Here is a 25,316-nt window from a genome sequence, read left to right on the forward strand (position 1 = left end):
TCGACATCCCCCCCTTCCAAATTTGCTCTCGGTGCGACGGCAGGACCCCTGTCGGTCGCCGATCCCCTACCCACCAGACTTTGACCGCCCCCTACCTCGCGCGGTTCCAGGGATGATCCGGGTCGAGGGGCCGTCCACTCGCGTCGGACCCGATCACGTGGCCCCGGATCTCCTCCGCCTTGATGAGGCCGTCGTGGCACTCGGCGCAGGTGCTCTCCAAGTTCTCAGGGTCGGCGAAGAGCGTCCGATCACCCTTGTGCGGCACCTTGTGGTGAACCGTGTCGGCCGGGACGACGAGGCCGCGCTTCAGGTGGCGCTCGCACAACGGCTGCTTGGCCAACTGCTGAGCCCGCAGCCCGGTCTTCGGACGGCGCCAGATCGCGAGGCTGTAGAGCCGGTGCCACGTCTGCGCTTCAGGGGAGCGCTGATCCTGTCTGCGTCCGCTCTTCACGCGCGCCTTGGCTATCCATCAGGAGGTGGGGCGGCGATCGGCTTCGAACCGACAACCGGCGAGCATGAGCTTAACCGAGTGCCGTAGCCTTCCAACGCTGCCGCTAGTGGCTGGGCCAGCCGCGTGGCATACAGGTGCCATGACGAACGAAGTACCGCACCCCTATTCCATCACCATCGAGCCGCTGAAGAAGCCCGAAGGCCAGTTCGGATGGGCGCTCAGGAAGCACGGCAAGCTGACCGAGCGATCCGACCGCTCCTTCCCCAGCGAGGCCAAGGCCTATGAGAGCGCCTTGAAGGCCATCGAGCGCGAACAGACTGGCTTCGGAAGCCGGTAGCTGCAGTTGTCCTGAAGTCGTGCCCTCTGAGGGCACGGCCATGAGGACCAGCCTCCAAAGTGGAGAAGCGGTTCTGCCCGTCTCCGTCGCGGCTCCACATCGATCCCATCAGGGAGAGTTAAGCGGGGACATTACCAGACTACCAGCCACCTCCACCCGAAGCAACCATAGCCCCACTAATATGCTCGGATCCGGTTGTGAACTGCGGGTTAGCTTCGAAGCTATTTCGGCAACTGGCGCTTGATGGTCTGAGCTACAACAACCAATTTTGGCCCAGCTGGCTCCCGAGCGCCAACCAAGTCCGGCTCTTCCGTTGCAAAATGAGCATTTGCGCGAATCTTCAAATCTAGTTGGAAGAGAACGTGCCCTGAAATGTCACAGACCGATAGCGACCACGCCTTGTCGGGCCGAATTTCGAGCTTCGTTTCTTTGAGCAGACAGCCGGCATAGTGGACAGCCTCTCTCATCGCGGCTGCGAAATTTTCGAGCTCCATGCCTTCGTCGTCGTCAAACCCTTTTCCATCATTCACCAGGAAATAATATCTAGGCATACCCGTATCTTAGTAGTCGAAGCGCCACAGCACTAGTCTCTAATAAGTCCATGTTTATCAAAATAAATTTTGTTAAAAACCAGGGAACACAAATCGCCCAATCATCAATGTGATATATTATTCAATGAGCACAAAATGCTCATCTACGTTTTGGAATGTGATCTCCTTGTTTGAGGGCAGGCGTCTGACATTTTCAGATGATCGTCACCTGTGCGATGTCCAGCATGACAGGCGAGGTTCGTCCGAAGATGCTTAGGGCTACTCGAAGGCGGTCATTCGGAAGGATCGCCTCCACGATTGCCGGGAAGCTCGCAAACGGGCCATCTCGGACAATGACGCTCTGCCCTTCCTTGATGCCCAGCGGTTGGGCGACCTCTCCTTTAGCGATGGCATCCACAAAGTTCTGAAGCTCGGCCGGATCGAGCCGGGCAGGGCGCATGACCAGGGACTCGATGTTGCCCTCGGGGCCATCCTCCGGCTCCGGATGCGAGACGATCTCCGCCACGCCGGCCTGTGAGCGAGCCTCGGCGAGATGATCCGCATCCCGCACGCCGATGAAGACGGTGCGCATCAGCAGGGGCGTGGAGCGCACCACGCGACGCCCGCGGCGCACGACGACCTCGGACGTGCGGGGCAGGTACCAATCGACCTGTGATTCCTCCAGCGCCTTGAGCGCCCTCGTGCCCATGCGTGGCAATGTGCGGGCGATGTGCCAGGACAGGACCGGGTCGATCCGTACCGCCGCAGCGCCAAGCACAGGCGCTGTGACGTTGGCCTTGGCCGTAGGAGTGCCCGCAGCCTTGCGCTCGGCCCTGCGCTGCTTCCGTGCCCGCTCGCGCTGCTTCTTGCCTACTCGGTTCATGCTGTTCTCCCGGCTCGTTCTCAGGCCATGATCTCAAGCCGGCGCGCCCTCTTGGCGCTCCGTTCGCCTTCCAAGACATCGGCCCAATCGCTTCCGACCCGCGGCGGAAGCTCGACGCGGACGGTCCGGTCCCTGACCGCGAGACGGTGCGCGAGGGCGTAGGCCGCAGCCTGTCCGCCGAAGGCTGCATCGGCATCGCCGAACACCACGACCTCCCGCACCCCATCCGGCGGCTGCCACTTCGCCAGCATGGTCGAGTTTGTGGCCGCCCAGACCGGCATGTTGAATAGCCGGGCAGCCGCGAGTGCCGTTTCGATGCCTTCCGCGATCCCGAGCCTCTCAGCCGGCGGGAACAGGCGGATTGCGGACCCGTCCGGCACCTTGCCCGGCATCAGGCGGCGGGGAACCTCGACTGCTGCCTTGCGGCCGTCGTGGCTCAGGTAGGTTCGGTGCAGCGTGGCAGCCTCACCATCGGGGCCTGACACCTTCGCGACCATCGCCGGGTGGTAGGACGGGTAGTCGTCCTGATAGCGCAGGCGCTCCACGGTCCGCAGGCAGCGCGGGAACGTGGTCAGTCCGAGCCGAGCCGTCAGATAGCGTGCGACCGGATCGTCAGGCTGGATCAGGCGGGCCTCGGACCATAGGCGGTTCATGGAGGCCCGGCACTCCTCCGGCGAACGCTCATCCGGGGCTGTCCTCATAGGGGCATCACCGATGAGCGGCTCCAGTTGCTCGGCCAACTCGCGGAAATCGATGCGGAGAACCCGCATGGCGAGGTCGGGCCCATCTCCGGCGCCGCAATGGTTGCAGATCCAGGTGCCCCGACCTTCCTTGTCGTCGAAGCGGAAGCGGGTCTTGCCACCACACATCGGGCAAGGGCCATTCTTGCGACCGTCCAGGAAGCGGCTATCGACGCCGATCATAGGCAGCAGGCTCACCCACCGGCCACGAGCGCGGTCTCTCAACGGCACGAGCATGCTCAGGCGGTCCTCCGTTTGGCCGAGGCGATTTGGCGGGACTTCAGCCAATTAAGGATGAACCGTTCGGGCTCGCGCTCGGGAGCATGCTGGTGCCGGTTCGGCCAATGACCCGTGAGTTCCTTGAATTGGTGCGCGGCCCAGCCCGGAGCGTAGCCGCGGCGACGCCCGTACAGCCGGAGTTGGCCGAACAGTGCGATCCTCTCGTCGGCCTTGGCCCGCGCACGCTCGCGCTTCAGCTCGACGAGGTTGCCGTCCTCGCATCGGATCTCGCTCTGCTTTTCCGGCTTGAAGCCGCAGGCCGGACAGATCGGGGTCTTGGCAGGCTTCAGGAACGAGCACGACGGGCACTTCTTCGGCAGAGCCTCAGGACGGGCCTGTCGCTCCTGCTTCTGCCGCTCGCGTCCCGTGTCGAGGGCATCGTGGTGGATGTCGGTGACGAAGCCGAGCCGCAGATGCGTGTCGCTGTGGTCCAAAATCTTGCAGTCGGCTTTCGGACCGTAGACCGGGTGCGGCTCCGGCATCCGCAGGCCGCGTCCGATGATCTGCACGAACAGCATCTCGGACTTCGTCGGCCGAGCCAGAACGATGCAGCGCACGTCGAGATCGACCCCCGTGGTGAGACAGCCAACGCTGGCGATCACCCTCAGGTCCCCAGCCGTGAAGCGGCCAAACAGCGCCTCGCGCTCGTCGGGCGTCGTGTAGGCGTCGATGTAGCCGCAGGCGATGCCGGCCCCCTCGAACTCGGTCTGCAAGCGCTTGGCGTGAGCCCGATCGACGGCGAACACGAAGGTCGGTCGGTCCTCCCCCTGTTGGCGCCACGTCGTCACGACGTCGGCCACCAGTTCGGGCTTGTTCATCGCTTGGCTGAGATCGCCCTCGTGGTAGTCGCCAGCCACGGTGCGGACGCCGGCCAGATCGGGATGCGAAGGCGCGTAAACCCGTTGGCGCTGATGGGCGCGACCCATCTCTTGGCGCCTGCGCAAGAGCATGTGCTCACCCCCACCGAGATCGGCCGCGAACTCGGCGGACGCTCCGGCATCGCGGCCAACCAGCTTCTCGCCGAGCGCGGCCTCCAGATCGGCAAGCGGGACGCGAAGGACCGCGCCTACTGGCAGCCGACGGAAGCCGGCATGGCCTTCGCCCGGCTCTACGACACCGGCAAGAAGCACGGTGACGGCACGCCGGTCATGCAGGTGAAGTGGCGCTCATCGGTTCTCGACACGCTGCGCAGCGCGGCGGAGGCTTGAGCGATGGCATGCGCGATCCGCTCCCACCGTCTCGTATCGTCACGCCGCCCGCGGCACGGGCGTGATCCGCTCCAGTTCCGGGCCGATCTCGGCGAGCAAGGTCTCGCGCTCGAAGCTGGTCTGCAGGTTCATCCAGAGCTGCGGCGTGCTGCCGAACAGCTTGGCCAGCCGCAGGGCCGTGTCGGTGGAGATACCGATCTCCTCCCGCACGATGCGCTCGATGCGCGAGCGGGGCAGGCCGAGCGCCTTGGCGACCTGACCGGCCGACAGGCCGAGCGGCACCATGAACTCCTCGCGCAGGATTTCGCCGGGATGGACCGGCGGGGAGACCTCGGCGCAGGCGGCCGGGTCGAAGCTCGCGCGCAGGGCCTCGAGATCGAACGTGTCGGACATCGCAGCCTCGCCGTGCCGTGCCGCCGAAACAGGCTATTCGGCCGGGCCCTGGCGGCCTTGCCGAAGCGACCGCGCGTTGGCGCGCATGGCGAGGTAGCCGAGCGCCACGACCAGCACCGGCAGCGCGACGTAGGCGTAGATCCAGAGACCGGTCATCGCAGCCCTCCGAGCGTGTGGCGCGCCATCCCGTGCAGTGCGGCCGCGGCGATCAGCCAGAACAGGCTTCCCGCCACGAACAGGAACCCGAGCGTACCACCGTTCGTGCCGCCGATTCCATATAGGGTCGCGACCGTCGGACCGAGCACTCCCACCGTCAGGCAGGCGGTCGAGGCGCGATCCAGGGCGTTGGCGGTCAGCTTCGTGCGCTCGTTCGCGATCAGGCTCATCGCGGCGCCCTATCACGAGCGGGGACGATTCGCGCGCACCCCTTCGAGCTTTCCGGTCGGCTCCCGCCGGTCCGGCCTGAGGACGGCCATGCCCTGAGCACGCCGCCCTGAACGCAAGCGGCCCCCGTCGGTCTGGACCACCGACGGAGGCCTGTAGCCCCACCCCATACGCACTGGAGATACGTCATGCTGCAGGACCAGTCCCGCAATCGCACCCCCATGCCCGCTTCGCAACCGCCGGCCGGTGCGGTCCGACCCAAGCCGCGACGTGCGCGAGCCGAGGCCGGGATCGCTCGGATGGCTAGGCCGGTCGCTTGAGAGCGTCATCGGCGAACTCATTCCCGAGGGATCGTCGATTGGAAGCAGCCAGGATCAGCGCCACGCCGCTGTAGCGAACAGCATCGATGCCCTGGTGAACGACCGGCTGCGCTTCACCGTCGTGCCGGATTGCCTCACCCCACCACGCAGCCGAGAGGAGGACGATCGTGGCTGAGCCCTCTCCCCTAGGTGCCGCTACGGCCGATCCGGTCTTTGCTGCCATCGCTGCCGCGGACGAGGCCCAGCGCACGCACCATGCCGCGCTCAACGAACTGGACGAGGACGACGATGCCCAGATGCGCCGGGCCAACTCCGCAGCGGATGCGGAAACGGAAGCCTTCGCCCGCCTGACGCAGGTCATGCCAACGACGCTGGCCGGCCTGCGGGCACTGGCAGAGCGTTACGCCGTCGAAGCCGAGGCGACCGAGCGCTGGTCCGCAGGAGGCAGCTACCTGCGCCACATCGCCCGAGTGCTAGCATGTAAATCGGAACGCCCTTTTTGGCCCGCGGAACGGCAATTTCTTGAAGCACATCAAGATGTTGTCCGACTGATTCCGGATCGTGTTGGAGGGCCGCTATGACGATCCCCACCATCACCGACGTTGCCGCGGCATGGCACAGCCTTCCGCCCGAAAAACGCGACTTCATCGGCATCTTGGTCATCGACATGGTGCTGCAGGGCTTCATCTCGGGCGAGGCCTACATCGTTGGCGAGCAGCCCGAGGATCTAGCCGTGCTCGACGAGGACATCCGTGGGAACGCCAAGTGCGCCGAGGACGAACTGCTCACCACCCTAACGCAGGTGGTCGAGGCCGCACTGCCGGACCTGTTCGGCGCTCCCAACGAAAACCCGATGTGGTGCGAAAATCCGGGGCCGCGCCCAGGGGTCGGGCATGCCCCGTAGGCCCGCCGCCATCACCCAAGCCGATGTCGCCCGAGCGATCCGCGCCGTCCAAGCCGCCGGCCTGCCGGTGCTGCGCGTCGTGGTGCGGCCTGACGGCGTGGCGGTCGAGACGACCGAGCGACCGCGTGACGTCACCGACGCCCTCTACGAACCGCTTGCCGAGGACCGCCCGCCGGTGATCCTATGACCGACGCCATGCCTCGCCCACGCCCGCCGCATCTCGTCCGTGAGACCACCCGCCACGGAACGGTGGTGTGGTACGTGAGGGTGGGGCAGGGGCCTCGAACCCGGATGCGGGAGCCCTTCGGCACGGAAGGGTTCTGGCGCGACTATCGCCTCGCGGTGGAGGGCAAGCCGCTGCCGGCGAAGACCGGTCCGGCGCCGGGCACGCTGTCATGGCTGATCGCGCGCCACATGGCCTCCGCCGAATGGGCGGATCTCAGCCCGGCCACCCGGAAGCAGCGCAGCGGCTTCTACAAGGCGGCGGAAGAGACGGCCGGCGCGGTCCCCGTCTCGCAGATCGATCGCCGCGCCATCCTGAACGGACGCGACCGGCGGCGGGATCGCCCCTTCGCGGCCAACAATTTCCTCAAGTCCATGCGCGCTCTGTTCAAGTGGGCGCTCGCGGCCGACTACGTGAAGGCGGACCCGACGCACGGCATCAAGCTCCTGTCGTCCGGGGTCGATGACGGCGGCTTTCATGCCTGGACGGAGGAAGAGGTCGAGCGATTCGAGGCACACTGGCCGCTCGGCTCACGCGAACGCCTCGCCTTCGACCTCCTGCTCTACACCGGCCTGCGCCGTGGCGATGTCGTCCGCCTGGGGCGCCCGCATGTCCGCGACGGCGAGTTCACGATCCGCACCGAGAAGACGGGCATGGTCGTGGTCGCGCCGATCCTGCCGGCGCTCGCCGCCTCGATCGCCGCCAGCCCAACGGGCGAGCTGACGTTCCTGGCCACCGAGAGGGGGCGTCCGTTCGTCAAGGAGTCGTTCGGGAACTGGTTCGGCAAGGCCTGCCGCGAGGCGGGATGCCCCGGCTCGGCGCATGGCCTGCGCAAGGCTGGAGCGCGGCGCGCAGCGGAGGAGGGCGCCACCGAGGCGCAGCTCAACGCGCTGTTCGGATGGGCTGATGGAAGCCGGGAGAGCGCGGTCTACACGCGGACCGCTAACCGCGCGAAACTGGCCCGCGAAGCCCGCAGAAATCCCGCACCCGTCGTTTCGGTACGGGATCGGACGCGAAAAGCTTCTATATCTCAGACAGTTGCTAAGTCTGTGGTGGGCCCGGCAGGACAGGAACCTACCCGAAAAATTATAATGTAAAACAACGCTTTAGCGACGCTGCGACAGGTCTTTGTGTAGCAGCCGCGTGGCGCACTGTGAAGCCGTAACAAGGCCGGTGAAACACTTTGCACCGGCGACCACCCTTCGAGCTGTGAGAGATTTTTCGCCTACATATGCAACTTCAGGCTCTCGGCGTTCCCAGCGAAGGTCGTGCTCCCGTCTATGGGTGCGAGTCCTGACGGTCCGGCACGGCGTAGATGCGCGCGAATCGCTCGCGGCGGCCTTCACGCTCTCCGCGCACGAAGAGCAGGATCTGGTCGCCGCGCGCCGAGAAGGTGGTCTTCGCGTCCGGGGCCTCGCCGCTGGGCTTGGCGACGGCCGGGGCGGTGCGGACGGTCAGGACGGCGGCTGCGAGTGTGCGGGTGCTGATCATAATTGGTCTCCCAGGGGGTGGCGGTAGAGGCCGATCACCGGTCGCTCGGCAGGCGCCAGGGCTCGCCCGGATTGCGGTTTGGCCGCCACCCGGCCTTCCCGCTCGAAGCTCTCCTGCCAGAGCATGGCGCTGGCGGGACTGACCCCAAACCGCTCGGCCGCCTGACGGCAAGAGGCGCCCTCGGCCACAGTCCACTGCTCCTACGGGCGCCGGGCGAAACCGTCCCATCGACGGAAAACGACTGGCCGGGCACCGTGCGCCGCCGGCCCCTACCACAGACGGCTGTGCGGAGCGTCGCCACGCTCTCTCGCCCAGCGTCCGATCGGGCAAGGCGTCGGCGTGGTCGTGACGGCAGTGGACAATCCTGAAGTTGCGCTTCAGTCAAACGACTTTATCGGCTTCGATCGCTCGCCGCAAAGGCCGGCACCGGCTATCTCGATTCCCACCGTCGCAACGTGCGGTGTCGGGGCAGCGGCATCGACCCGTTTTTCATGCATCGAACCGTGGCAGTATGACGAGAGGCAGATCGAAGGTTCGTTTCATGGGACGCGGTCGACGCGGGGGCGACGTGGGTAACGTGCCGAAGCGCCTTTCCGAGTGGACCGCCGCTCGCCGTGCCGCCCGGATCGCGGCCGCCGGCCAACACGCGGCGCGGGTGAGCGGCGGGGCTGGGGGTGAGGCATCGCGGCGCTTCGCTATCGTCGCTGTCGACCTGTTCTGCGGCGCCGGGGGGCTGACCCACGGCCTGAAGAAGGCGGGCATCGACGTCCGGCTCGGCGTAGACCTCGACGCACGCTGCACGTACGCGTTCGAGCACAACAACGGCACGGAGTTCAAAGCCGTCTCGGTCTCGGACCTGACTGGGGACGACCTAATGGTGGCCTTCGGCCGGAAAGGCTTCAAGCTGCTGGCGGGCTGCGCACCATGCCAACCCTTCTCGACTTACAGCCAGGCCCGTAAGGCGTCCGAGGACGAGCGATGGAACTTGCTGGGCGAGTTCGGACGGCTCGTCCGCGAGGTCGAGCCGGACTTCGTGACGATGGAGAACGTGCCGAAGCTAGTGCGCGAAACGGTGTTCGACGACTTCGTGTCGCTGCTGAGGAACACGGGGTACGAGGTCTGGTTCGACGTCATCGAATGCGTAGACTACGGCATTCCCCAATCCCGCAGGCGGTTGGTCCTGCTTGCCTCGAAGCACGGGCCCGTCGCGTTGGTCCCCGAGCTCCCGGGAGGTTACCGCACCGTGCACGAAGCCATCGGCGACATGGCGCGGCTCAACGCCGGCGGCCGGGACCAGGACGACCGCTTCCACCTCGCCGCGAGGCTGTCCCCCAAGAACCTCGCGCGCATCAAGGCTTCCGTCCCGGGCGGCACGTGGCGCGATTGGCCCGCGGAGCTCGTCGCAGACTGCCACAACAAGGCGACCGGAAGGACCTATCCCGGCGTCTACGGGCGGATGACCTGGGAGGATCCCTCCCCCACGATCACGACGCAACACTTCGGCTTCGGGAGCGGGAGGTTTGGCCATCCGGAGCAGGATCGGGGCATCTCGCTCCGTGAGGGCGCGATCCTCCAGAGCTTCCCCCCGGACTATGAATTCCTGCCTCCAGATGCCCCCGTCGAGATGTCCGTCGTCGGGCGCATGATCGGGAACGCTGTGCCGGTCCGCCTCGGCGAAGCCATCGGCGTCAGCCTGGTCCGGCACGCAGCCACCATCCCGGCAACATGACTCCACCCCGCAGGTCCCCTTACTGGGAATGGGAACTGGCGCTCACTCGGCAATAACTCGGGACCGACGGTCCGGAAGGTTCCTCGCCGCTGGAGTTCATCGACGCCTAGCCAAGACGGTTCGCCCAGGCGATCGGCTTGCCACCCGACGAGGAGGATCTCGCAAGGAGGCAGTTCGTCTCGATCTTTCAGCGGCAAGGGATCGTCGAGGCGTTCTCCGAGCCTCCTCGTCGATAGCGGTTGGATTGAGGAGAGGGTCTAGCCGATCTGGCGCGCCCGCAAGTGGTTCCTGCCCCCCCGCGCATCGTTGCCTTCGACGACGGGAAGACGGTCGTGTTGGAGGGGGCCGCCGGCGAAAGCACGCGGAACCGCTTCGTCGAGACGGCTCGATCCATGGCCGGGAATGCGGTGGTCCGCACCGCGGAGCGAGGTTGGTGCGTACCGCATTGAAGTCGTCTAGCCGATTCCATGTCGAGTTTGGGAGCATGCAGTTGCCGGGCATCGCCGAGCGAACGCCGGCGGGAGTGCTGTGACACTACCAGATGGTGCCCCCCCTTTGGAGCATCGCGTCCGAGGACAGGGTACACGGCCCGCTCGCGGAGGCGGTGGCCGAGGTGCCGGGCGAGATCTATTTCGTAGACACTTTCGATGCGAGCCGGCGTCCCGTGCAGGCGCTCGACGCGGCCCGTGACTACCACCTGCTCCAAAGGGGCTGAACGGGACGGTCCTGGATGGATCACGTGCACGCCACGAAGCGCTCCGAGATGATGCGGAGCGTCGGGCAGAAGAACACAAAGCCGGAAGTCCTTCTGCGGTCGGCGTTACATTTAAGGGGATTGCGTTTCAGACTGCACCGTAAGGACCTGAAAGGCCGACCGGACATCGTCTTCCCGAAGTACCGGACGTGCATGTTCGTGCACGGCTGCTTCTGGCATCGCCACGGCTGTTCCAGGAGCACCACACCGAAGTCGAACTCCAGCTTCTGGCACGACAAGTTCAGAGCCAATGTCGCCAGGGACAGGAGGGCGGTCGACGAATTGCTGGCGGCTGGCTGGCGGGTGCTGACTGTCTGGGAATGCGGGATCCTCGGGAAAGGACGAGCCGAGGAAGCGGCAGCCTTCGTTCGGGAATGGCTGAAGACCGACAAGCGAGAGGGGGAATACCCCTTCCCGCAAGCTTCCATTCGATCCTCCACCATGTGACCGAGTCGAAAAAACGGCCCAATGAACAGGAAAAGCATGAAAACGCATGAGTGTTACAGCACATTTAACCGAAAAGGTGAGATATATCACCCACATCGGTACAATGACGGTAAGTTCAGGGCAATTCGTTACGTGTCGGGAAACCCTCAATGGAAGGCGGCGGACAAGGTCTTCTCATTCACGGATACGGGGCTGCCCGCCATAATGGCGGACCCTGAATTGTACGTCCGGATGTCACCCGCTCATGATCCGCGCAGTCCAGCGCTTTTCAGGACGGTGAACATCACGAAGCCGCCGTGACAAGTTCCAACGGTGCGTTCGCGGGCGAACCGTTCGCGCCACTCACGACCATATGCTTGCCGGTGCTCAACTCTGCCGCGATGGCGGTGTTGCTTTGCTTGTTGGCGGCCAACAGCACGATCCTGGCACGCAGGGCGAGCCCCCTCAGCTGTTTTGCTGCGGCGAGCCTAGCTCTCAAGCTCGGCTCGTTCCTCGGCGCTGAGCTCAAGGCTGGTGGGCACGCGGTAGGGCATCAGCACCTTCCTGCAGCCTCACCACTTTGCCACAAACTTCAGGCGCAGGACCCTAGGGCGCCGATCACTGCGTCTCTGGCGGCTTGTCCTTTTCGGCCCGCTGTGTTGTCCGCGAGCTCCGTCCAGTCGCGCATATGGTTGAAGCCCTGCCCGCCGAAATGAACAATGTGGACCCAGGTCACCCGGCCGTCGCCGTAGGCCACTTCGTTGATCTTGCGGGTCCCAGGATGAAGCCTCGTGATCCGAGCGCGGCAGTTCTCCACGTAGGTATCGTCATTCGAGAGCATGATGACGATCTGGAGCCGGGCCGGTAGCCGCGAGAGATAGAGGTCGGTGCAGCGGTCTCGCCACTCCTCGTAGCTTCGAGCAGTCGCCGAAGCTGATATGACGGTACCTGACTTCTTGCCGTCCTTAGCCAGAGAGCAACGGACAACGGAGCCAAAAGCCCAATCCGGCTCGTCAACCTTGATGTGATTGTCCACGGTGTCACCCTCCTCCAGAAGGGTGAGCATTCTCAGACCGGCTGCGAGGCGAGGTCGGAAGCCGTCAAAGGGTATCGCGTCGTGATCCTTCGCCAGGATGTTCCGCGACTGCCTTTCGCCCTTTGAGAACCCGAGCACGAGGAAACGAGGGTTCCGAGCGCCCCAGGCGCACGGGTTGTTTTCCAGGCTCCAACCGTCCTCGGACAGTATCCTTGTCTCCCCCCAATTTGCCCTCTGAGGAAAGCAGGCCGTGCAAGTCATCCGGTCGTGCGGAGGCAGTAGGAGCTCTGGCGTCATTCGCTGCATCGCTGGTGAGAGGGGAGTCTCTCTTGCCGGTCGAACCTTAACGTCACGCCTGTCCGACTTTGAACCTGATATTTGTTGCACGCGACGTTAACCTGCGCGTCATCGTCCGTGATCGGCCCCCACGCGGTGGTCCAAGTTCTAAGTTAGTGGAGGGTCGGCCTTTGCTCCACGGGTCGCTTGGCCGGCGGAGCCGACCGGGTGAGCGCAGCCGGCCAAGCGGTGAAGGCCGGCACGAACACCTCCGGGGCCGGTGGTCGGTAGCCGAGCGAGGCGTGCGGGCGCACGCTGTTGTAGTGTAGACGCCAACTCTCGATCACGATCTGCGCCTCCTTGAGCGTGTAGAAGATCTCACCGTTCAAAAGCTCGTCCCGTAGTCGTGCGTTGAAGCTCTCGACGTAACCGTTCTCCCATGGCGAGCCGGGTGCGATGTAGGCTGTTCTGGCGCCGACACCGGTGATCCAGGCCTGCACGGACTTGGCGATGAACTCCGGACCGTTGTCCGAGCGGATATGGCCGGGCACGCCGCGCAGGATGAACAGGTCGGACAGCACGTCGATCACGTCCGCCGCCTTCAGCTTGCGTGCGACGCGGATCGCCAGGCACTCCCGCGTGAACTCATCGACCACGTTCAGCATCCGGAACTTGCGGCCCTCGTGCGTGCGGGCTTCGACAAAGTCGTAGGACCAGACGTGATCGCGACGCTCCGCCCGCAATCGCAGGCAGGAACCATCCCCGTCCCAGATGCGGCCGCGCTTGGGCTGCCGAGACGGGACCTTCAGCCCCTCGCGCCGCCAGATCCGTTCGACCCGCTTGTCGTTGACGAACCAGCCCGCCGCCTTCAGCAATGCACCGATCTTCCGGTAGCCGTAGCGCCCGTACTGGCGAGCCAGTTCCACGAGGTCGGCTGTCAGCGCGGCCTCATCCTCTCTTCCCCGCGGCACCTTGCGCTGCGTCGAGCGATGCTGCCCGAGCGCCCGACAGGCGCGGCGCTCGGAGACGTCTAGGACGTTCATGACATGCGCGATGCAGGCGCGTCGGCGCGCGGGGCTGGTCAGTTTCCCCGAGCGGCCTCCTGCAGGATCAGCTTGTCGAGGGTGAGATCCGCAATCGCCTTGCGCAGCCGCTGGTTCTCAACCTCCAAGTCCTTCATCCGTCGAACCTGATCGCTCTTCAGGCCGCCGTACTCCTTGCGCCAGCGGTAGTAGGTCACTTCCGTCACGCCGATGGCCCGGATCGCCTCCGCCACGCTCTGGCCCTGCGAGACCAGAACATCCACCTGCCGCAGCTTGGCGACCACGTCTTCCGGCTTGTGCCGCTTCGTTCCCATCTGTCCGTCCTCATCTGGCTCAAAAGCCATACCTCAGGGCGGACCACTTCAGTGGGGGCGGATCATCCGCAGCACCGACGTCTGATAACTCATGTCGGCACGCTCCTCAGCCGGCTTCGCAGGTGCAGGTGCAGCTCCATTAATGCGTCCTGCCGGCCTTCTTTGTGCAACTTGTTGCACGAGAATATTGCTTGTGAAACTGCGACCCAAACCCAGTCAGCCTGACTTGGCGGAAGGTCGGTGCATCGGGCGACCGGAAGTTGGCCTATAACACAGAAGCGGAACTACGGGTTTGCGCCCATAATTGCCGTTCAACCGGACGCGATCGCAGCGATGATGTTAGCTAGTTCTAAGCCCAGGCGGCCAATGCCCTCGTTCCTGAGCCCAGACGACCTCGTTGAACGATTCGTTCATCATCTCGCCGACCCACGTGTAGATCCACTCAGGATCTGTCGTGGCTGAAAAGCCGCTTAGCTTTTGACGGATCAGATGACGGGTCTCGGGCTTCACGCGACCTGCCGCCGCCGCAGCCTCGGCAGCTCGACAGCAGGTCACGATGATGTCGTTGTATCCCCGCTGATTGGGAATAATTGCAACTTCGCCTTCAAGATCGCGCTCGAAAGCATAGCCGAGGAACCCGATGCCTGCGTCGAGGCTGTCAATGGCTATCTTGTCTAGGGTGAACGGACCCGCAGGGTGCTCCGCGAAGTAGCGGATGAGCATCGGTTCAATTCGCCGGCATTCCTCCTCCGTACGCGCCGCGACCAACACGTTGTCGGCGTATAGATACGGTGCGCATCCAGGGGGTAGGACGTCTGATAGCCCGGCGAGGGCGATCGCGAGGATGAGGTTTGATGCCGGGAAGCCTGCAAGAAGCCCGGTTGGCCCGTTCACCTGAGTCGGTACCGACAGGTATGTCCCTCGTATGGATAGAGGACCACACGGAGCAGAGGAGACCTGCGCCTTGTCTCGTGTTGGGTCGTGCCGAAGGCGGAGGTTGCGATAATCCAGCATGTGCCGGATGACCGCGGCGGGCAGCGGCAGGATGTCGTAGAGCGAATCAACATCGACGTTCGAGAACGCTTCTCGGATGTCCCCCTGAATCGCGTATCCCCGACCCTGTTCCATGGCAGCCCGTAGGCTTCGAGCTAACTCGTCGCGTCCTCTCCCTTTCACGCCATAAAGATGATGCCCGGGACGAAACTGCGCCTGCAGCACGTCCAGGATGATCAGGTGCGCGGCGCGAACCTCGCTCGGCAACTGGCATACGATCCGAGACCCTGTGGTCCGCTTCGGAATCCGCCACCACGTCACGGCACGTTCACAAGGCTGGAACAAGTCGATCCGGCCAGCCAGCTCCGCGGCTTCTTCAAACGATACAGCTTCGCCCAGCACCCTAAACGCTGCGTCGAGCTTGACGGTGTCCGCCCAAAGGAAGCGCCGCACAAGAATGCTTGCTTTCCGCCGGCCGCCAGCTGCGCTGACAGTAGCGATACGGTCCAGCTGGCGGCACACAGTTTGCCGTGCTTGATCACGAGTTTGTTTAAGCAACCGACGCTCCTTGGCAGCGCGTCTCGATCGGGGCTGCAGACGAAGTAAATACCTCAGAGCGGAGCTGCAAGTCAATATTTTGGATTCAGCGGCGGAAATCGCATCTACACATGTAGGCGATAATACAGAGCGCCGGGATAAGCCTCGAAATTGGGTAGTTTCCAAGGCGTTTGTGCCAGATGGACGACCGCCAGGGTTGGCGCCGTGCAACACGTTTCACCAGCGCTCTGAACGCCTCTTGCTCAGCACGACGCCGTCCTATGACGGGTCGCAACCGCTCTCCTCGACCCGCCTGACCCAGGCGATGCGCTCCGAGCAAGGCCGCGAGGGCATGGTTGATTACCGCTCGATCCGCATCGGCCCACGCTCGCGCAATCGCGTCGAGCCGAAGACATCCCCGCCCTGCACCGTCCCAATCGGGATTTATTTCGACGCCACCCTCGCCACCCCTCATGGTGGCCCGACCCGCACGGCCTACTGCGCTGGTGCAACGCCTTCGACCTGCGCGACCATGCTAGGAGGACGGGCTGATGGGCGTAGTGCAACGTGTTGCACGGGACGGATCAGGTTTTCGGATTCAGCGTGCCGTGGACGGCTCCGTTGCCAAAGCCGAGACGGGCCGCAATTGCACTCTAAGATGCTTTGGTGCAACTCGTCGCACGGCGGATCATTCCTTCATCATCTTGCGGGACGTGCCGCCTGAGTGGAGCTGCCGGGTCATCACGTCGGCTTCCTCCACCTGGATCGCGGCCTGGGACTCGGCGCCCGTCCGCTTGACTGGGAACACGAGTCGGTCGACGAGGCCGGGGAACGCATCGCCGAGGTCGTCGTGGACCGCGCGAAGACGGAGCGGCGGAGATGACGACCATCGCGCATCGAACAATTCCCGAGCCGGGGCAGTTGGTCGAGGTCCGGCGGCGCCAGTGGCTCGTCTCAGACATCGACGCCGCCGCCATTTCGCCCGACCTACCCAAGCGTCATTTCGTCCGGCTCGCCTCCATCGACGAGGATGCGCTCGGTGAGGAGATTGAGGTCCTGTGGGAGCTCGAACCCGGCGCGCACGTCATTGAGCGCGGCGGGCTGCCGCGCATTACTGGCGTGGATCCGGACGCGACACTGCAGGCCTTCCTCGACGCCGTGCGCTGGGGCGCCGCCACCAATGCCGACCGTGGCTACCTTCAAGCGCCGTTCCGGAGCGGCGTCAGCATTGAGGACTATCAGCTCGATCCCCTGGTCCGTGCCATCGACATGGCGCGTACCAGTCTCCTGATCGCCGACGACGTCGGTCTAGGGAAGACCATCGAAGCCGGCCTCGTCCTGCAGGAGATGCTGCTCCGGCACCGAGCCCGTACCGCGCTCGTCCTCTGCCCCGCTTCCCTCCAAGAGAAGTGGCGAAGCGAGATGCAGGAGAAGTTCGGCCTCGAATTCCGCATCGTCGACACGGAGTACGTTCGCCTGCTTCGCCGCGAACGTGGGCTGAACGCCAATCCGTGGAGTTCCTTCCCCCGTCTGATCGCCTCCATCGATTGGGCGAAACAGGGCGAGGGCCTTCGCCTGCTGCGGGACGCCTTGCCGGGCCGCATCGAACATCCGCGTAGGTTCGACCTCCTCATCGTCGACGAGGCACACAACGTCGCTCCGACGGTCGGCCGCTACGCGGTCGAGAGCCTGCGCACGCGCCTCGTGCGCCTGATCGCCCCACATTTCCAACACAAGCTCTTCCTGACGGCGACGCCGCACGACGGCTATACAGAGTCCTTCACGGCGCTCCTCGAACTCCTGGACGATCAACGTTTCGCACGTGGTGTGATGCCCAGTGAGGCGCAGCTCGCGCGCGTCATGGTGCGGCGCCTCAAGAGCGAGCTTTTGGATGCCGACGGGCGAGCCATCTACCCCAAGCGCCGTCTCGAGCCGCTACCGGTCCATCATGACGACGGAGAAGCTGGGATCCGCGAGGTGCTCGACGAGTACGTAACTTCGCGAGAAGGCGGCACCGAAGGCGCGCGTGCGGTCGATCGCTTCGTCCATCAACTACTGCGCAAGCGCCTGGCCTCGTCGCCTGCGGCCTTCGCCTCGACGCTAGAACGACACGTCGCGACGATCGAGGGTCACGGTGCCGCGCGTGGCGGTCCCGATCGCATGGACGAACGCATCTTGCGACGCGCGATCGCCAGGACCGAAGAGGATTATGCGGACGACGCCACGAAGGAGGCGGCAGAGGCCGACGCACTCGAAGAGGCCGGACGCCAGGCACGCGCACCTTCGGATGGCGAGCGTCGAATGCTGAGCCGGTTGCGGGCCTGGGCAGGATCCGCAGCACGCAAGGAGGATGCTAAGGCGCGCGCCGTGATCGCGTGGCTACGTAGTAGCCTCCTGAAGGACGGGCGCTGGACCGACGAGCGCGTCATCCTCTTCACCGAATACCGCACGACCCAGGTCTGGATGCACGAGATCCTGGCGGCGCACGGCCTGGCCGGCGAGCGTCTGGCGCTGATCTATGGCGGTATGGATCCGGACGAGCGCGAGACGGTGAAAGCGGCGTTCCAGGCCGACCCCGCCCAATCGCCGGTCCGGATCCTCCTCGCGACCGATGCGGCGTCGGAGGGCATCGACCTCCAGAACCATTGCCACCGCCTGATCCACCTCGAGATCCCCTACAATCCCAACGTGATGGAACAGCGCAACGGCCGCATCGACCGTCACGGGCAGCGCGCGAGCGAAGTCGTCATCTGGCATCCGGTGGACGAGCGTGGCGGACGGGGCGAGGACATCCTCCGCGCCCTGCGCAAGCTGGACGCGATGCGTGCCGACATGGGGAGCGTGAACCCCGTGATCGCTCCGCAGTTGCCTGAACTGCTCGAAGGCCGACGCCGGGAGCTCGATACAAGGAACGCGGAGGCGCGCATGGAGCGCGCTCGGCGCGTGTACAAAGTAGAGCGCGACCTGCGTGAGCGCATCGGCCGCTTGCACGATCGCCTGTCGCAGACGCGCCGGGAGCAGGGTCTGGCACCCAGCCACATCGAACGTGCCGTCCGTACGGCGCTCCGCATCGCCGACAAGCCCGATCTCGAACCCGTCACGCTGGCAGGGTCACCAGACGGCACGGTCTTCCGAATGCCGGAACTCTCGGGATCCTGGGCCAGATGCCTTGAGGGGCTGGAGCATCCCTTCACCCGTGCGGTCCGCCCGATCACTTTCGATCACGAGGTTGCCCGCCTGCGGGACGACGTCGTCCTCGTCCATCTCAACCATCGGCTCGTGCAGATGAGCCTCCGGCTGCTGCGCGCCGAGATCTGGGAGCGCGACGACGCCAAGAAGCTGCACCGTGTGACCATCCGCGCCCTACCGGACGATCGCTTGGAAGGGCCAGCCGTCGTCGTGGCATCTCGCCTCGTTGTGACGGGTGGCAATCACCATCGTCTCCACGAAGAGCTAACCGAGGCGGGAGGTCACCTGCGCGATGGATCCTTCCGTCGCGAGGAGCGGGTGACCGAAGTACGAGATTGGCTCGACGCCTCGACCCCCGCCACCCTCGCACCGGGCACCTTCGACGCCCTGCGCACCCGCTTCGAGAAGCATCGCGGCGCGATCCTTAGCGCGGTAGAGGCGCGCTCGAAGGATCGGCTTCGGTCGCTCGGGAACACACTCGACACACGCCGGCGCGCCGAGATCGACGACGTACGGCAGGTCCTCGACGATCTCGAACGCACCCTGAATGCGGAGCTGATCGCCCAGCGGCAGCCCGAGCAATTGTCGCTGTTCTCTGAGGACGAGCGCCTGCAGCTGCGGCGCGACCGCGTGGCGCTCGAAGCTCGATTGGCGCGGATCCCGCTCGAACGCGAGCAGGAGGCCCGTGCGATCGAGGATCGGCATGCGAACGTCGCCGAGCACACGTTCCCGGTGGCCGTGATCCTCCTGATGCCACGCTCCCTCTGCACGATGGAGGGACGTTGACGCACGGTTACGCTTCAACTCTGCGGGAATTTATCACGGCCGACGAGGATGCCATCGTCGGGCGCCTCGTCGATGGGGTCGCCGCGACCGGGATCGACCGGCACCGCAACACACAGATCGACGCGTGGCGCCGAGAGGTCCGTCTCCTGAAGGCGGCCTTGGGCGCGCCCGGATTCCGAGAGTGGTTCATCGTCCTCGAATACGAGCTCCCACGGCGTGCTCGCCGGCCCGACTGTATCCTGCTGAGCCCGCACACCATCTTCGTCATCGAGTTCAAGGTCGGCGCCGATGCATTCGACGCTGCATCGTGCTGGCAGACGAGCGCCTATGCGCTCGACATCCGTGATTTCCATGCCCAGTCCCACGGGCGCCGGATCGTGCCGATCCTATGCGCAACGGAGGCGCCGGATACGTCGACCTCGCGAATGTTCGATCCCATCCGCACGAACGGACGCGACCTCGCCGCGATCGTCACGGTCGAGGACGAACGTGCGCCGTCCGTCGATGCGTTGCCGATCGATCCGATTGCTTGGATGGGTTCCGCCTATCGCCCGACACCCACCGTCGTCGAGGCCGCCGTCCGTCTCTACGAGGGTCACGGGGTACGAGAGCTCTCGCACCGTCACGCCCACAATCTCGATCGCACTGTCACGCTCATCGCGGAAGCGATCGACCAGGCCCGCACGAACAGCCTGCACCTCGTCTGTTTCGTGACGGGGATCCCCGGCGCAGGAAAGACCCTCACGGGGCTCGACGTGGTCCATGATCCGAGTGTGCGCGGGTCCGAAGGTTACACGGGTATCTTCCTCTCTGGTAACGGCCCGCTGGTGAAGATCGTGCGTGAGGCCCTCGTGATGAACCGTGTCGCGAAGGGCGATCGGCGGCGCGACTGCGAGCGTGAGATCACGACGTTCATCCAGAACGTTCACCAGTTCCTGCGCTTCCACCGGGAGAACCCGGCCGAACGTCCGCACGAACACGTGGTCGTCTTCGACGAGGCCCAACGAGCCTGGGACCGCGCACAGATGAAGCGCAAGCAGGCCGTCGATGCCTCCGAGGCCGAACTGCTCCTCGGCGTGATGGAGCGTCTGCCGGACTGGGCGGTGATCGTCGCGCTGGTGGGCGGTGGCCAAGAGATCTATCTCGGTGAGGCCGGGCTCGCTGAGTGGGGCAACGCCCTCGCCACGCGCGAACGACCCTGGCGCGTCATCGCATCGCCCGAAGTGCTGGCGGGTGGGTCCAGCGTCGCGGGTCATCGTCTCTTCGAAGGCGATCCGCCACCGAACGTATCGGTCCGTGCCGAACCCGACGCGCATCTCGCCGTGGGCGTTCGGAGCCACCGGGCCGAACGTTGGGCCGAATGGGTGGACCGCCTGCTGGATCTGGACGTCGAGGCTGCGCGCGTGGCTTTCCCACCGGGCGCCGCCTTCCCCTGCCATTTCACACGTGATCTCGGGCAGGCGAAGGCGTGGCTGCGCGCCCAGAAGGCACTCGATCCGGACCTCCGCATCGGCCTCGTCTCGACGTCGGAAGATCTGCGTCTCCGCGCCCATGGCATCGAAGCGTCGAGCGCATTCCGAATGGATTACGCTTTCGACAAGTGGTTCCTTGCCCTGGACGAGGACGTACGCGCCAGCGGAAGGCTCGAAGTCGCGGCCTCGGAGTTCGAATGCCAGGGGCTCGAACTCGACTGGGTCTGTCTGTGCTGGGGCGCTGATCTGACACCCACCCCCGCGCGGAACGTCTGGGAGCCTCGGAAATTCCGCGGATCGAAGTGGCAGAACGTGTATGGCGACGCGGAGCGCCGCTACGTCGCGAACCGGTATCGTGTCCTGCTCACGCGCGCGCGTCGCGGGATGATCATCTGGGTCCCTCCCGGCGATTCGACCGATCCCACCCGCGATCCGGATCGTTTCGACCGGGTCGCATTGATGCTGTACGAGGCGGGCGTGCCTGAATTGTCCGAGGTAGTGACATGACGAGATCGCGTCACGAATGGCTCGGCCTCATCGAGGTCTCCGGCCCGTTCCTGGCCGCTCCGGTGCTCGACGACGTCTTCCCGCAAGGGCTGGACGCCCTCGAACAGGGAAAGCCACAGCGCCTCCGTGCGACCTACGAGGAATGGCGCGATGCCGTCGACGTGGACGATCCTGATCTGAAAGCTCTGCACGCTGCCTGGATCGACGAGGTCCTCGCCACGGCGCTCGAGTTGGACCCTCAGGTCGTGCGAATAGGAAGCGCGGTTCCGGCGGCCATCTCCGCCACGCTCCCCGAGCATGGCGTCACCTTCGGTCCCGACATCGCGGTCGTGGAACCAGGATCCGACGCGCTCCTACTGGCGATCCACGTCTTCGCACCCGACGTCGACCTCGACGCCACGCGAGGGTTCGACGGCTGGGCGACCACACCGAAGGACCGCATGGTCGCACTGCTCCGCGCGATCGGCTGTGCGTTGGGTCTAGTCACGAATGGCGAACGCTGGCTCCTGGTCCACGTCCCGGCCGACGGGGTGACGGGGTTCGCCAGCTGGTATGCGCGCCTTTGGGCACAGGAGCCGGACACGCTGCGCGCTTTCGCCAGCCTCCTGGGGATCCGCCGGTTCTTCGGGCACTCCGACGCCAAGCTCACCAAGCTCTACGAGCGGTCACTCACGCATCAAGACAAGGTGACGGACGCCCTTGGCGACCAGGTGTGCCAGGCCGTCGAGGTTCTCGTCCAGGCACTCGACCGAGCGAACCAGGATCGCAACGGAGAACTTCTACGCGACGTCGAGCCTCGCACCCTCTACGAAGCGGGCCTCACCGTGATGATGCGGCTCGTCTTCCTGCTCGCGGCGGAAGAGCGCGGTCTGCTGCTCCTCGGAGAGGAGCGCTACGATCGCTTCTATGCGCTCTCGACGCTGCGGATGCAGCTTCGCGCGGATTCCGAAGAGATACTTGAGCGACGCCGTTCCGCCTGGTCGAGGCTGCTGGCCCTGTTCCGCGCCGTCTATGGCGGCATCGAACATCCGATCCTTCGCCTCCCTGCACTTGGTGGCTCGCTCTTCGATCCCGATCGCTACGTGTTCCTGGAAGGCCGCGCGACAGATACGAGCTGGCGGACCGATTCAGCGGAGCCGCTCCCGATCGACGATCGGACTGTCCTCCTCCTCTTAGAGGCCATCCAGACCTTCGAAGGCCGCACGCTCTCCTACCGCGCCCTGGACGTCGAGCAGATCGGCCACGTCTACGAAGGCCTGCTCGAACGCACCGTCGTACGGGTCGACGACGTAACGTTGGAACTCGAAGCTTCCGTGGGCGCTCGCACGCCGAGGGTCGGGCTGGGGGAGCTGGAGTCCGCCCGGCTAGTTGGCCAAGCCAAGGTAGTCGCCCTCATCAAGGAGCGCAGCGGCCGTTCCGAGCTTGCGATCCGGAACGGTATCGGCCGCCCGGTGTCGGACGGCGTGGTCGCCCGTCTCCTCACGGTATGCCGAGGCGACGTCGTACTTCGTGACAGGATCCTACCCTATGCCTCACTCCTTCGATCGGACCCATGGGATTATCCACTCGTCCTGCATCCCGGCTCGTTCGTGGTCGCATTGGGCTCCGACCGCCGTGATAGCGGTACGCACTACACGCCAAAGAGCCTGACCGATAGAATCGTCCGCGCAACGCTGACACCACTTGCCTACGAAGGCCCTAGCGAGGGCAAGCCAGAAGCGGAATGGCGCCTCAAGACGCCGGAGCAACTGCTGGATCTGAAGATCTGCGATCCGGCGATGGGTTCTGGAGCTTTCCTAGTCGCAGTATGCCGCTGGTTGTCCGAAAGGCTCGTGGAAGCATGGTCGAACCACGAGGCCACTGCCGGTTACGTCGATGATCAGGTTTCAACGGATCAGTCATCCGCCCATCTCTCGAACTCCCTTGAGGAACGCGCAATTATCGCTCGGCAACTGATTGCGGAGAAATGTATTTACGGTGTCGATCAAAACCCGATTGCAGTCGAACTGGCCAAGCTCTCCCTCTGGTTGACCACACTATCCAAGTTTCGTCCGTTTGGATTTCTCGATCATAACTTGCGCTTTGGAGATAGTATATTCGGCATAACCGATATTAAACAGCTCTTGACGTTGAGCGACGATCCTAGAAATCAAATACAACATACCCTTTTTGGAAAAACGATCGAAGCGTGTGTGGAGCGAGCCATTGCTGGACGCTCGAACTTGCGTTTGATCGCGGTAAGAGACATCAAAGATGTTGAAGCGATATCAGCCTTGGATCGGCAGAGTCGAATCGACATTGCGCTTCCCACAATTATCGCGAACGCGATTTGTGGGATTGCGCTGAAGGAAGCAAACAAGTCAAATTACATCCAAAGGATGGGCCATTTAGCCATTCAAGCCGATTCTGCGACCATCGGGGATCCTGCTACTATCAATCGACTGATATTATCTTCTGATTCCGACCTGACTACAGACATGAACTCTAATTCCGGTAGAAAGCCATTTCATTGGCCTTTGGAATTTCCTGAGGTTTTCAGTCGCGACCGCCCTGGATTCGATGCCGTTGTGGGCAACCCTCCATTCCTTGGCGGTCGAAAAATATCTTCCACGTTTGGCAGTAGATACGAGCGAGCAATAAAAGAATTTGGGCTGAATGGCACCAAAGGAACATTGAATCTTGTCATCTATTTTTTCTTAAGAGCATCTGCTATTTGCCGCAAATCCGGTGCATTTGGAATGCTCAGTACGGATTCAATAACCGAGAACGAAACCCGAGACATTGGCCTGACTCGGCTGTTCGAACAGGCCACTCCAATACATGCTCAATCCTCCTTTCCTTGGCCCGGCGCTGCTGGAGTTCGAGTAGCCATCATTTGCTGTTGGGTGAGTGATAGCTGGAGTGGAGAGCGTCTGTTGGATGGAAGACGAGTCAGTGCCATCACGACAATGCTTACAGAGGGCGCCGAGATTGAGCGCCCGGATAAACTGCCCTGCAACAAAGGAGTGTGCTCAGATGGGGTGAAGGTGCAAGGAATCGGCTTCGTAATAGGGCATGCAGAGGCCCAGAGTCTGATCTCTGCAAACCCCGAAAATAGTGAAGTTGTCGTCAGATACATTGTCGGCGACGACATTAACAGCGCCCTGGACCAGAAAGGTGATCGGTGGGTCGTTAACTTTTGGGACCGAAATGAATCAGAAGCTCGAATGTATGAGGCCTGCTGGCGATTACTGGAAGAGCGCGTCAAGCCGTATCGATCTAAGCTTACCAAACAGGTACATGAAGCCTGCTTTTGGAAATTCTGGGATCGGAGAGAGGCATTTTTCAATCGAGTCAGACAGCTGGACCGGCATTTGGTGTGCTGCAAACTTTCAAAACATCTGGCTTTCGCATTCGGCGATACCACCGATATATACTCGGAGAAAGCCAAGGTATTCGACATAGATTCATACAGTGCGTTCGGCGTTCTGCAATCATCGCTTCACCTGTGGTGGGCTTTGCAATGGGGTTCCACTACTGGTGTCACACCTTCATATGTCGGCTCTAGCTGTTTTGATACTTTTCCGTTTCCAGCGTCGTTGAGAGCTGGGGGTGTACTAAACGGCTCTCTTGAAACCGACGGTCTGAAGACCGCCGCAGAAAATTACTACTCTCTTCGACGCAGAATTGTGGCGGAAGATAATATTTCTTTCACGAAAATCTACAATGCGGTCCACAATAAGGACTATCGTCAAAACAAAATAGATGATTTCAGAGGTGCTGTTGTGGCCTTAGACACTGCCGTCGCGCGCGAATACGGATGGACGGATCTAAATCTGAATCACGATTTTGAAGAGACGCGCCACGGCATCCGCTTTCTGCCTAATGAAATTGCGCGAGCTGAAATCGTCCGTAGATTGCTCGTATTGAACAAACAGATCATCCGACTTTCAGCCACAGAAATACCAAACGCCGCACGTCCAAATTCACGACGTGGCGCACATGATAGGCAGATGGATCTTGCATTGGATCGCAGTTGCGACGGGTAGTTGCGTGACAGCGCTCAGATCGTGAGCCTTCTGGCGGGAAAGCCAGACGGGCTGTCTAAACAACTTATTATCGGCGCGACTGG

27 protein-coding genes are annotated in these 25,316 nt (G+C 63.6%); 13 read left to right on the plus strand and 14 right to left on the minus strand.

What is annotated here, in order from left to right; all coding sequences use genetic code 11:
* Positions 1-91: 91 nt before the first annotated feature.
* Complete coding sequence (locus tag ASF53_RS21750) at positions 92-451, minus strand: HNH endonuclease (protein WP_200943301.1); 360 nt, start codon at positions 449-451, stop codon at positions 92-94.
* A gap of 139 nt (positions 452-590) precedes the next feature.
* On the opposite strand from ASF53_RS21750, the gene ASF53_RS21755 reads away from it, so the two are divergent.
* Complete coding sequence (locus ASF53_RS21755; RefSeq protein WP_056203650.1) at positions 591-788, plus strand: hypothetical protein; 198 nt, start codon at positions 591-593, stop codon at positions 786-788.
* A gap of 221 nt (positions 789-1,009) precedes the next feature.
* Here ASF53_RS21755 and ASF53_RS26025 read toward each other — a convergent pair whose 3' ends face one another.
* From ASF53_RS26025 to ASF53_RS21770, 4 genes are all read right to left on the minus strand, one after another.
* Positions 1,010-1,339, minus strand: coding sequence for a DUF6894 family protein (locus ASF53_RS26025; protein ID WP_156635749.1), 330 nt, complete (start codon positions 1,337-1,339; stop codon positions 1,010-1,012).
* Between the two features lie 193 nt (positions 1,340-1,532).
* Positions 1,533-2,201, minus strand: coding sequence for a transcription termination/antitermination protein NusG (gene nusG, locus ASF53_RS21760; RefSeq protein WP_156635751.1), 669 nt, complete (start codon positions 2,199-2,201; stop codon positions 1,533-1,535).
* A 20-nt stretch (positions 2,202-2,221) separates the two neighbouring features.
* Positions 2,222-3,139, minus strand: a complete 918-nt coding sequence (locus ASF53_RS21765; RefSeq protein ID WP_286134619.1) for a DUF7146 domain-containing protein — start codon at positions 3,137-3,139, stop codon at positions 2,222-2,224.
* 41 nt (positions 3,140-3,180) lie between these two features.
* Positions 3,181-4,146: a DEAD/DEAH box helicase gene (locus ASF53_RS21770; protein WP_056203658.1), complete on the minus strand. Its 966-nt coding sequence runs from the start codon at positions 4,144-4,146 to the stop codon at positions 3,181-3,183.
* Between the two features lie 24 nt (positions 4,147-4,170).
* Between ASF53_RS21770 and ASF53_RS21775 the strand changes: the two genes are divergently transcribed.
* Positions 4,171-4,428 carry a hypothetical protein gene (locus ASF53_RS21775; RefSeq protein ID WP_082482916.1) on the plus strand — a complete coding sequence of 86 codons (258 nt, stop codon included), beginning with the start codon at positions 4,171-4,173 and terminating at the stop codon, positions 4,426-4,428.
* Between the two features lie 39 nt (positions 4,429-4,467).
* On the opposite strand, the gene ASF53_RS21780 is transcribed toward ASF53_RS21775, so the two are convergent.
* Genes ASF53_RS21780 through ASF53_RS21785 form a run of 3 tightly spaced genes read right to left on the minus strand, consistent with a single transcriptional unit; the run spans position 4,468 to position 5,207 of the window.
* Positions 4,468-4,821, minus strand: a complete 354-nt coding sequence (locus tag ASF53_RS21780; protein WP_056203664.1) for a HigA family addiction module antitoxin — start codon at positions 4,819-4,821, stop codon at positions 4,468-4,470.
* A gap of 33 nt (positions 4,822-4,854) precedes the next feature.
* Complete coding sequence (locus ASF53_RS26915) at positions 4,855-4,977, minus strand: hypothetical protein (protein ID WP_286134620.1); 123 nt, start codon at positions 4,975-4,977, stop codon at positions 4,855-4,857.
* Entirely contained in the window at positions 4,974-5,207 is a 234-nt protein-coding gene (locus ASF53_RS21785; protein ID WP_056203667.1) for a hypothetical protein, read from the minus strand. The genes ASF53_RS26915 and ASF53_RS21785 overlap by 4 nt, the downstream gene beginning before the upstream one ends.
* A 268-nt stretch (positions 5,208-5,475) precedes the next feature.
* Between ASF53_RS21785 and ASF53_RS26030 the strand changes: the two genes are divergently transcribed.
* Genes ASF53_RS26030 through ASF53_RS21805 form a run of 5 tightly spaced genes read left to right on the plus strand, consistent with a single transcriptional unit; the run spans position 5,476 to position 7,749 of the window.
* Positions 5,476-5,700, plus strand: a complete 225-nt coding sequence (locus ASF53_RS26030) for a hypothetical protein (protein WP_156635753.1) — start codon at positions 5,476-5,478, stop codon at positions 5,698-5,700.
* Complete coding sequence (locus ASF53_RS26035) at positions 5,693-6,106, plus strand: hypothetical protein (RefSeq protein ID WP_156635755.1); 414 nt, start codon at positions 5,693-5,695, stop codon at positions 6,104-6,106. The genes ASF53_RS26030 and ASF53_RS26035 overlap by 8 nt, the downstream gene beginning before the upstream one ends.
* Positions 6,103-6,429 (plus strand): hypothetical protein, encoded by a 327-nt coding sequence (locus ASF53_RS21795; RefSeq protein WP_056203672.1) that lies wholly within the window; start codon positions 6,103-6,105, stop codon positions 6,427-6,429. Before ASF53_RS26035 ends, ASF53_RS21795 begins: the two co-directional genes overlap by 4 nt.
* Complete coding sequence (locus ASF53_RS21800) at positions 6,419-6,616, plus strand: hypothetical protein (RefSeq protein WP_056203675.1); 198 nt, start codon at positions 6,419-6,421, stop codon at positions 6,614-6,616. The genes ASF53_RS21795 and ASF53_RS21800 overlap by 11 nt, the downstream gene beginning before the upstream one ends.
* Positions 6,617-6,624: 8 nt before the next feature.
* Complete coding sequence (locus ASF53_RS21805; protein ID WP_082482931.1) at positions 6,625-7,749, plus strand: tyrosine-type recombinase/integrase; 1,125 nt, start codon at positions 6,625-6,627, stop codon at positions 7,747-7,749.
* A gap of 181 nt (positions 7,750-7,930) precedes the next feature.
* Here ASF53_RS21805 and ASF53_RS21810 read toward each other — a convergent pair whose 3' ends face one another.
* Both ASF53_RS21810 and ASF53_RS27115 read right to left on the minus strand, forming a co-directional pair.
* The gene (locus tag ASF53_RS21810; protein WP_056203679.1) at positions 7,931-8,143 is read right to left on the minus strand and encodes a hypothetical protein; all 213 of its coding nucleotides are present in this window, start codon (positions 8,141-8,143) and stop codon (positions 7,931-7,933) included.
* On the minus strand, positions 8,140-8,331 hold the full coding sequence (locus ASF53_RS27115) for a helix-turn-helix domain-containing protein (protein WP_156635757.1): 192 nt from the start codon (positions 8,329-8,331) through the stop codon (positions 8,140-8,142). Before ASF53_RS27115 ends, ASF53_RS21810 begins: the two co-directional genes overlap by 4 nt.
* Before the next feature lie 380 nt (positions 8,332-8,711).
* Here ASF53_RS27115 and ASF53_RS21815 point away from each other — a divergent pair, with 380 nt between their 5' ends.
* From ASF53_RS21815 to ASF53_RS21820, 3 genes are all read left to right on the plus strand, one after another.
* On the plus strand, positions 8,712-9,872 hold the full coding sequence (locus ASF53_RS21815; protein ID WP_286134622.1) for a DNA cytosine methyltransferase: 1,161 nt from the start codon (positions 8,712-8,714) through the stop codon (positions 9,870-9,872).
* Between the two features lie 541 nt (positions 9,873-10,413).
* A complete protein-coding gene (locus tag ASF53_RS26045) occupies positions 10,414-10,587 on the plus strand; it encodes a hypothetical protein (RefSeq protein ID WP_156635759.1) in 174 nt (57 codons plus the stop codon).
* Positions 10,588-10,602: 15 nt separating this feature from the next.
* Positions 10,603-11,073, plus strand: a complete 471-nt coding sequence (locus tag ASF53_RS21820) for a very short patch repair endonuclease (RefSeq protein WP_056203682.1) — start codon at positions 10,603-10,605, stop codon at positions 11,071-11,073.
* 283 nt (positions 11,074-11,356) lie between these two features.
* Here the strand turns inward: ASF53_RS21820 and ASF53_RS26925 are convergent, their stop codons facing one another.
* The 4 genes from ASF53_RS26925 to ASF53_RS21840 form a co-directional block, all read right to left on the minus strand.
* Entirely contained in the window at positions 11,357-11,485 is a 129-nt protein-coding gene (locus ASF53_RS26925; RefSeq protein WP_286134623.1) for a hypothetical protein, read from the minus strand.
* A 159-nt stretch (positions 11,486-11,644) separates the two neighbouring features.
* Entirely contained in the window at positions 11,645-12,118 is a 474-nt protein-coding gene (locus ASF53_RS21825; RefSeq protein ID WP_156635761.1) for a hypothetical protein, read from the minus strand.
* Between the two features lie 419 nt (positions 12,119-12,537).
* Positions 12,538-13,721, minus strand: a protein-coding gene (locus tag ASF53_RS21830) for an IS3-like element ISMex5 family transposase (RefSeq protein ID WP_085985476.1) whose coding sequence is annotated in 2 segments (ribosomal slippage) — positions 12,538-13,457 and positions 13,457-13,721 — 1,185 coding nt in all. Because the reading frame shifts where the segments join, the coding sequence is not laid out codon by codon here.
* A 339-nt stretch (positions 13,722-14,060) separates the two neighbouring features.
* A complete protein-coding gene (locus tag ASF53_RS21840; RefSeq protein ID WP_056203689.1) occupies positions 14,061-15,167 on the minus strand; it encodes an RNA-dependent RNA polymerase family protein in 1,107 nt (368 codons plus the stop codon).
* Positions 15,168-16,130: 963 nt separating this feature from the next.
* Between ASF53_RS21840 and drmD the strand changes: the two genes are divergently transcribed.
* From drmD to ASF53_RS26050, 3 genes are read left to right on the plus strand one after another with little or no spacing between them, the layout of a single operon-like run.
* Positions 16,131-19,226, plus strand: coding sequence for a DISARM system SNF2-like helicase DrmD (gene drmD / locus ASF53_RS21845; protein WP_056203691.1), 3,096 nt, complete (start codon positions 16,131-16,133; stop codon positions 19,224-19,226).
* Positions 19,223-21,205, plus strand: coding sequence for a DUF2075 domain-containing protein (locus tag ASF53_RS21850; protein ID WP_056203694.1), 1,983 nt, complete (start codon positions 19,223-19,225; stop codon positions 21,203-21,205). The genes drmD and ASF53_RS21850 overlap by 4 nt, the downstream gene beginning before the upstream one ends.
* Positions 21,202-25,233 (plus strand): Eco57I restriction-modification methylase domain-containing protein, encoded by a 4,032-nt coding sequence (locus tag ASF53_RS26050; protein WP_156635763.1) that lies wholly within the window; start codon positions 21,202-21,204, stop codon positions 25,231-25,233. The genes ASF53_RS21850 and ASF53_RS26050 overlap by 4 nt, the downstream gene beginning before the upstream one ends.
* The last annotated feature ends 83 nt before the right edge of the window (positions 25,234-25,316 follow it).

The organism is Methylobacterium sp. Leaf123 (assembly GCF_001423405.1).
Lineage (GTDB): Bacteria > Pseudomonadota > Alphaproteobacteria > Rhizobiales > Beijerinckiaceae > Methylobacterium.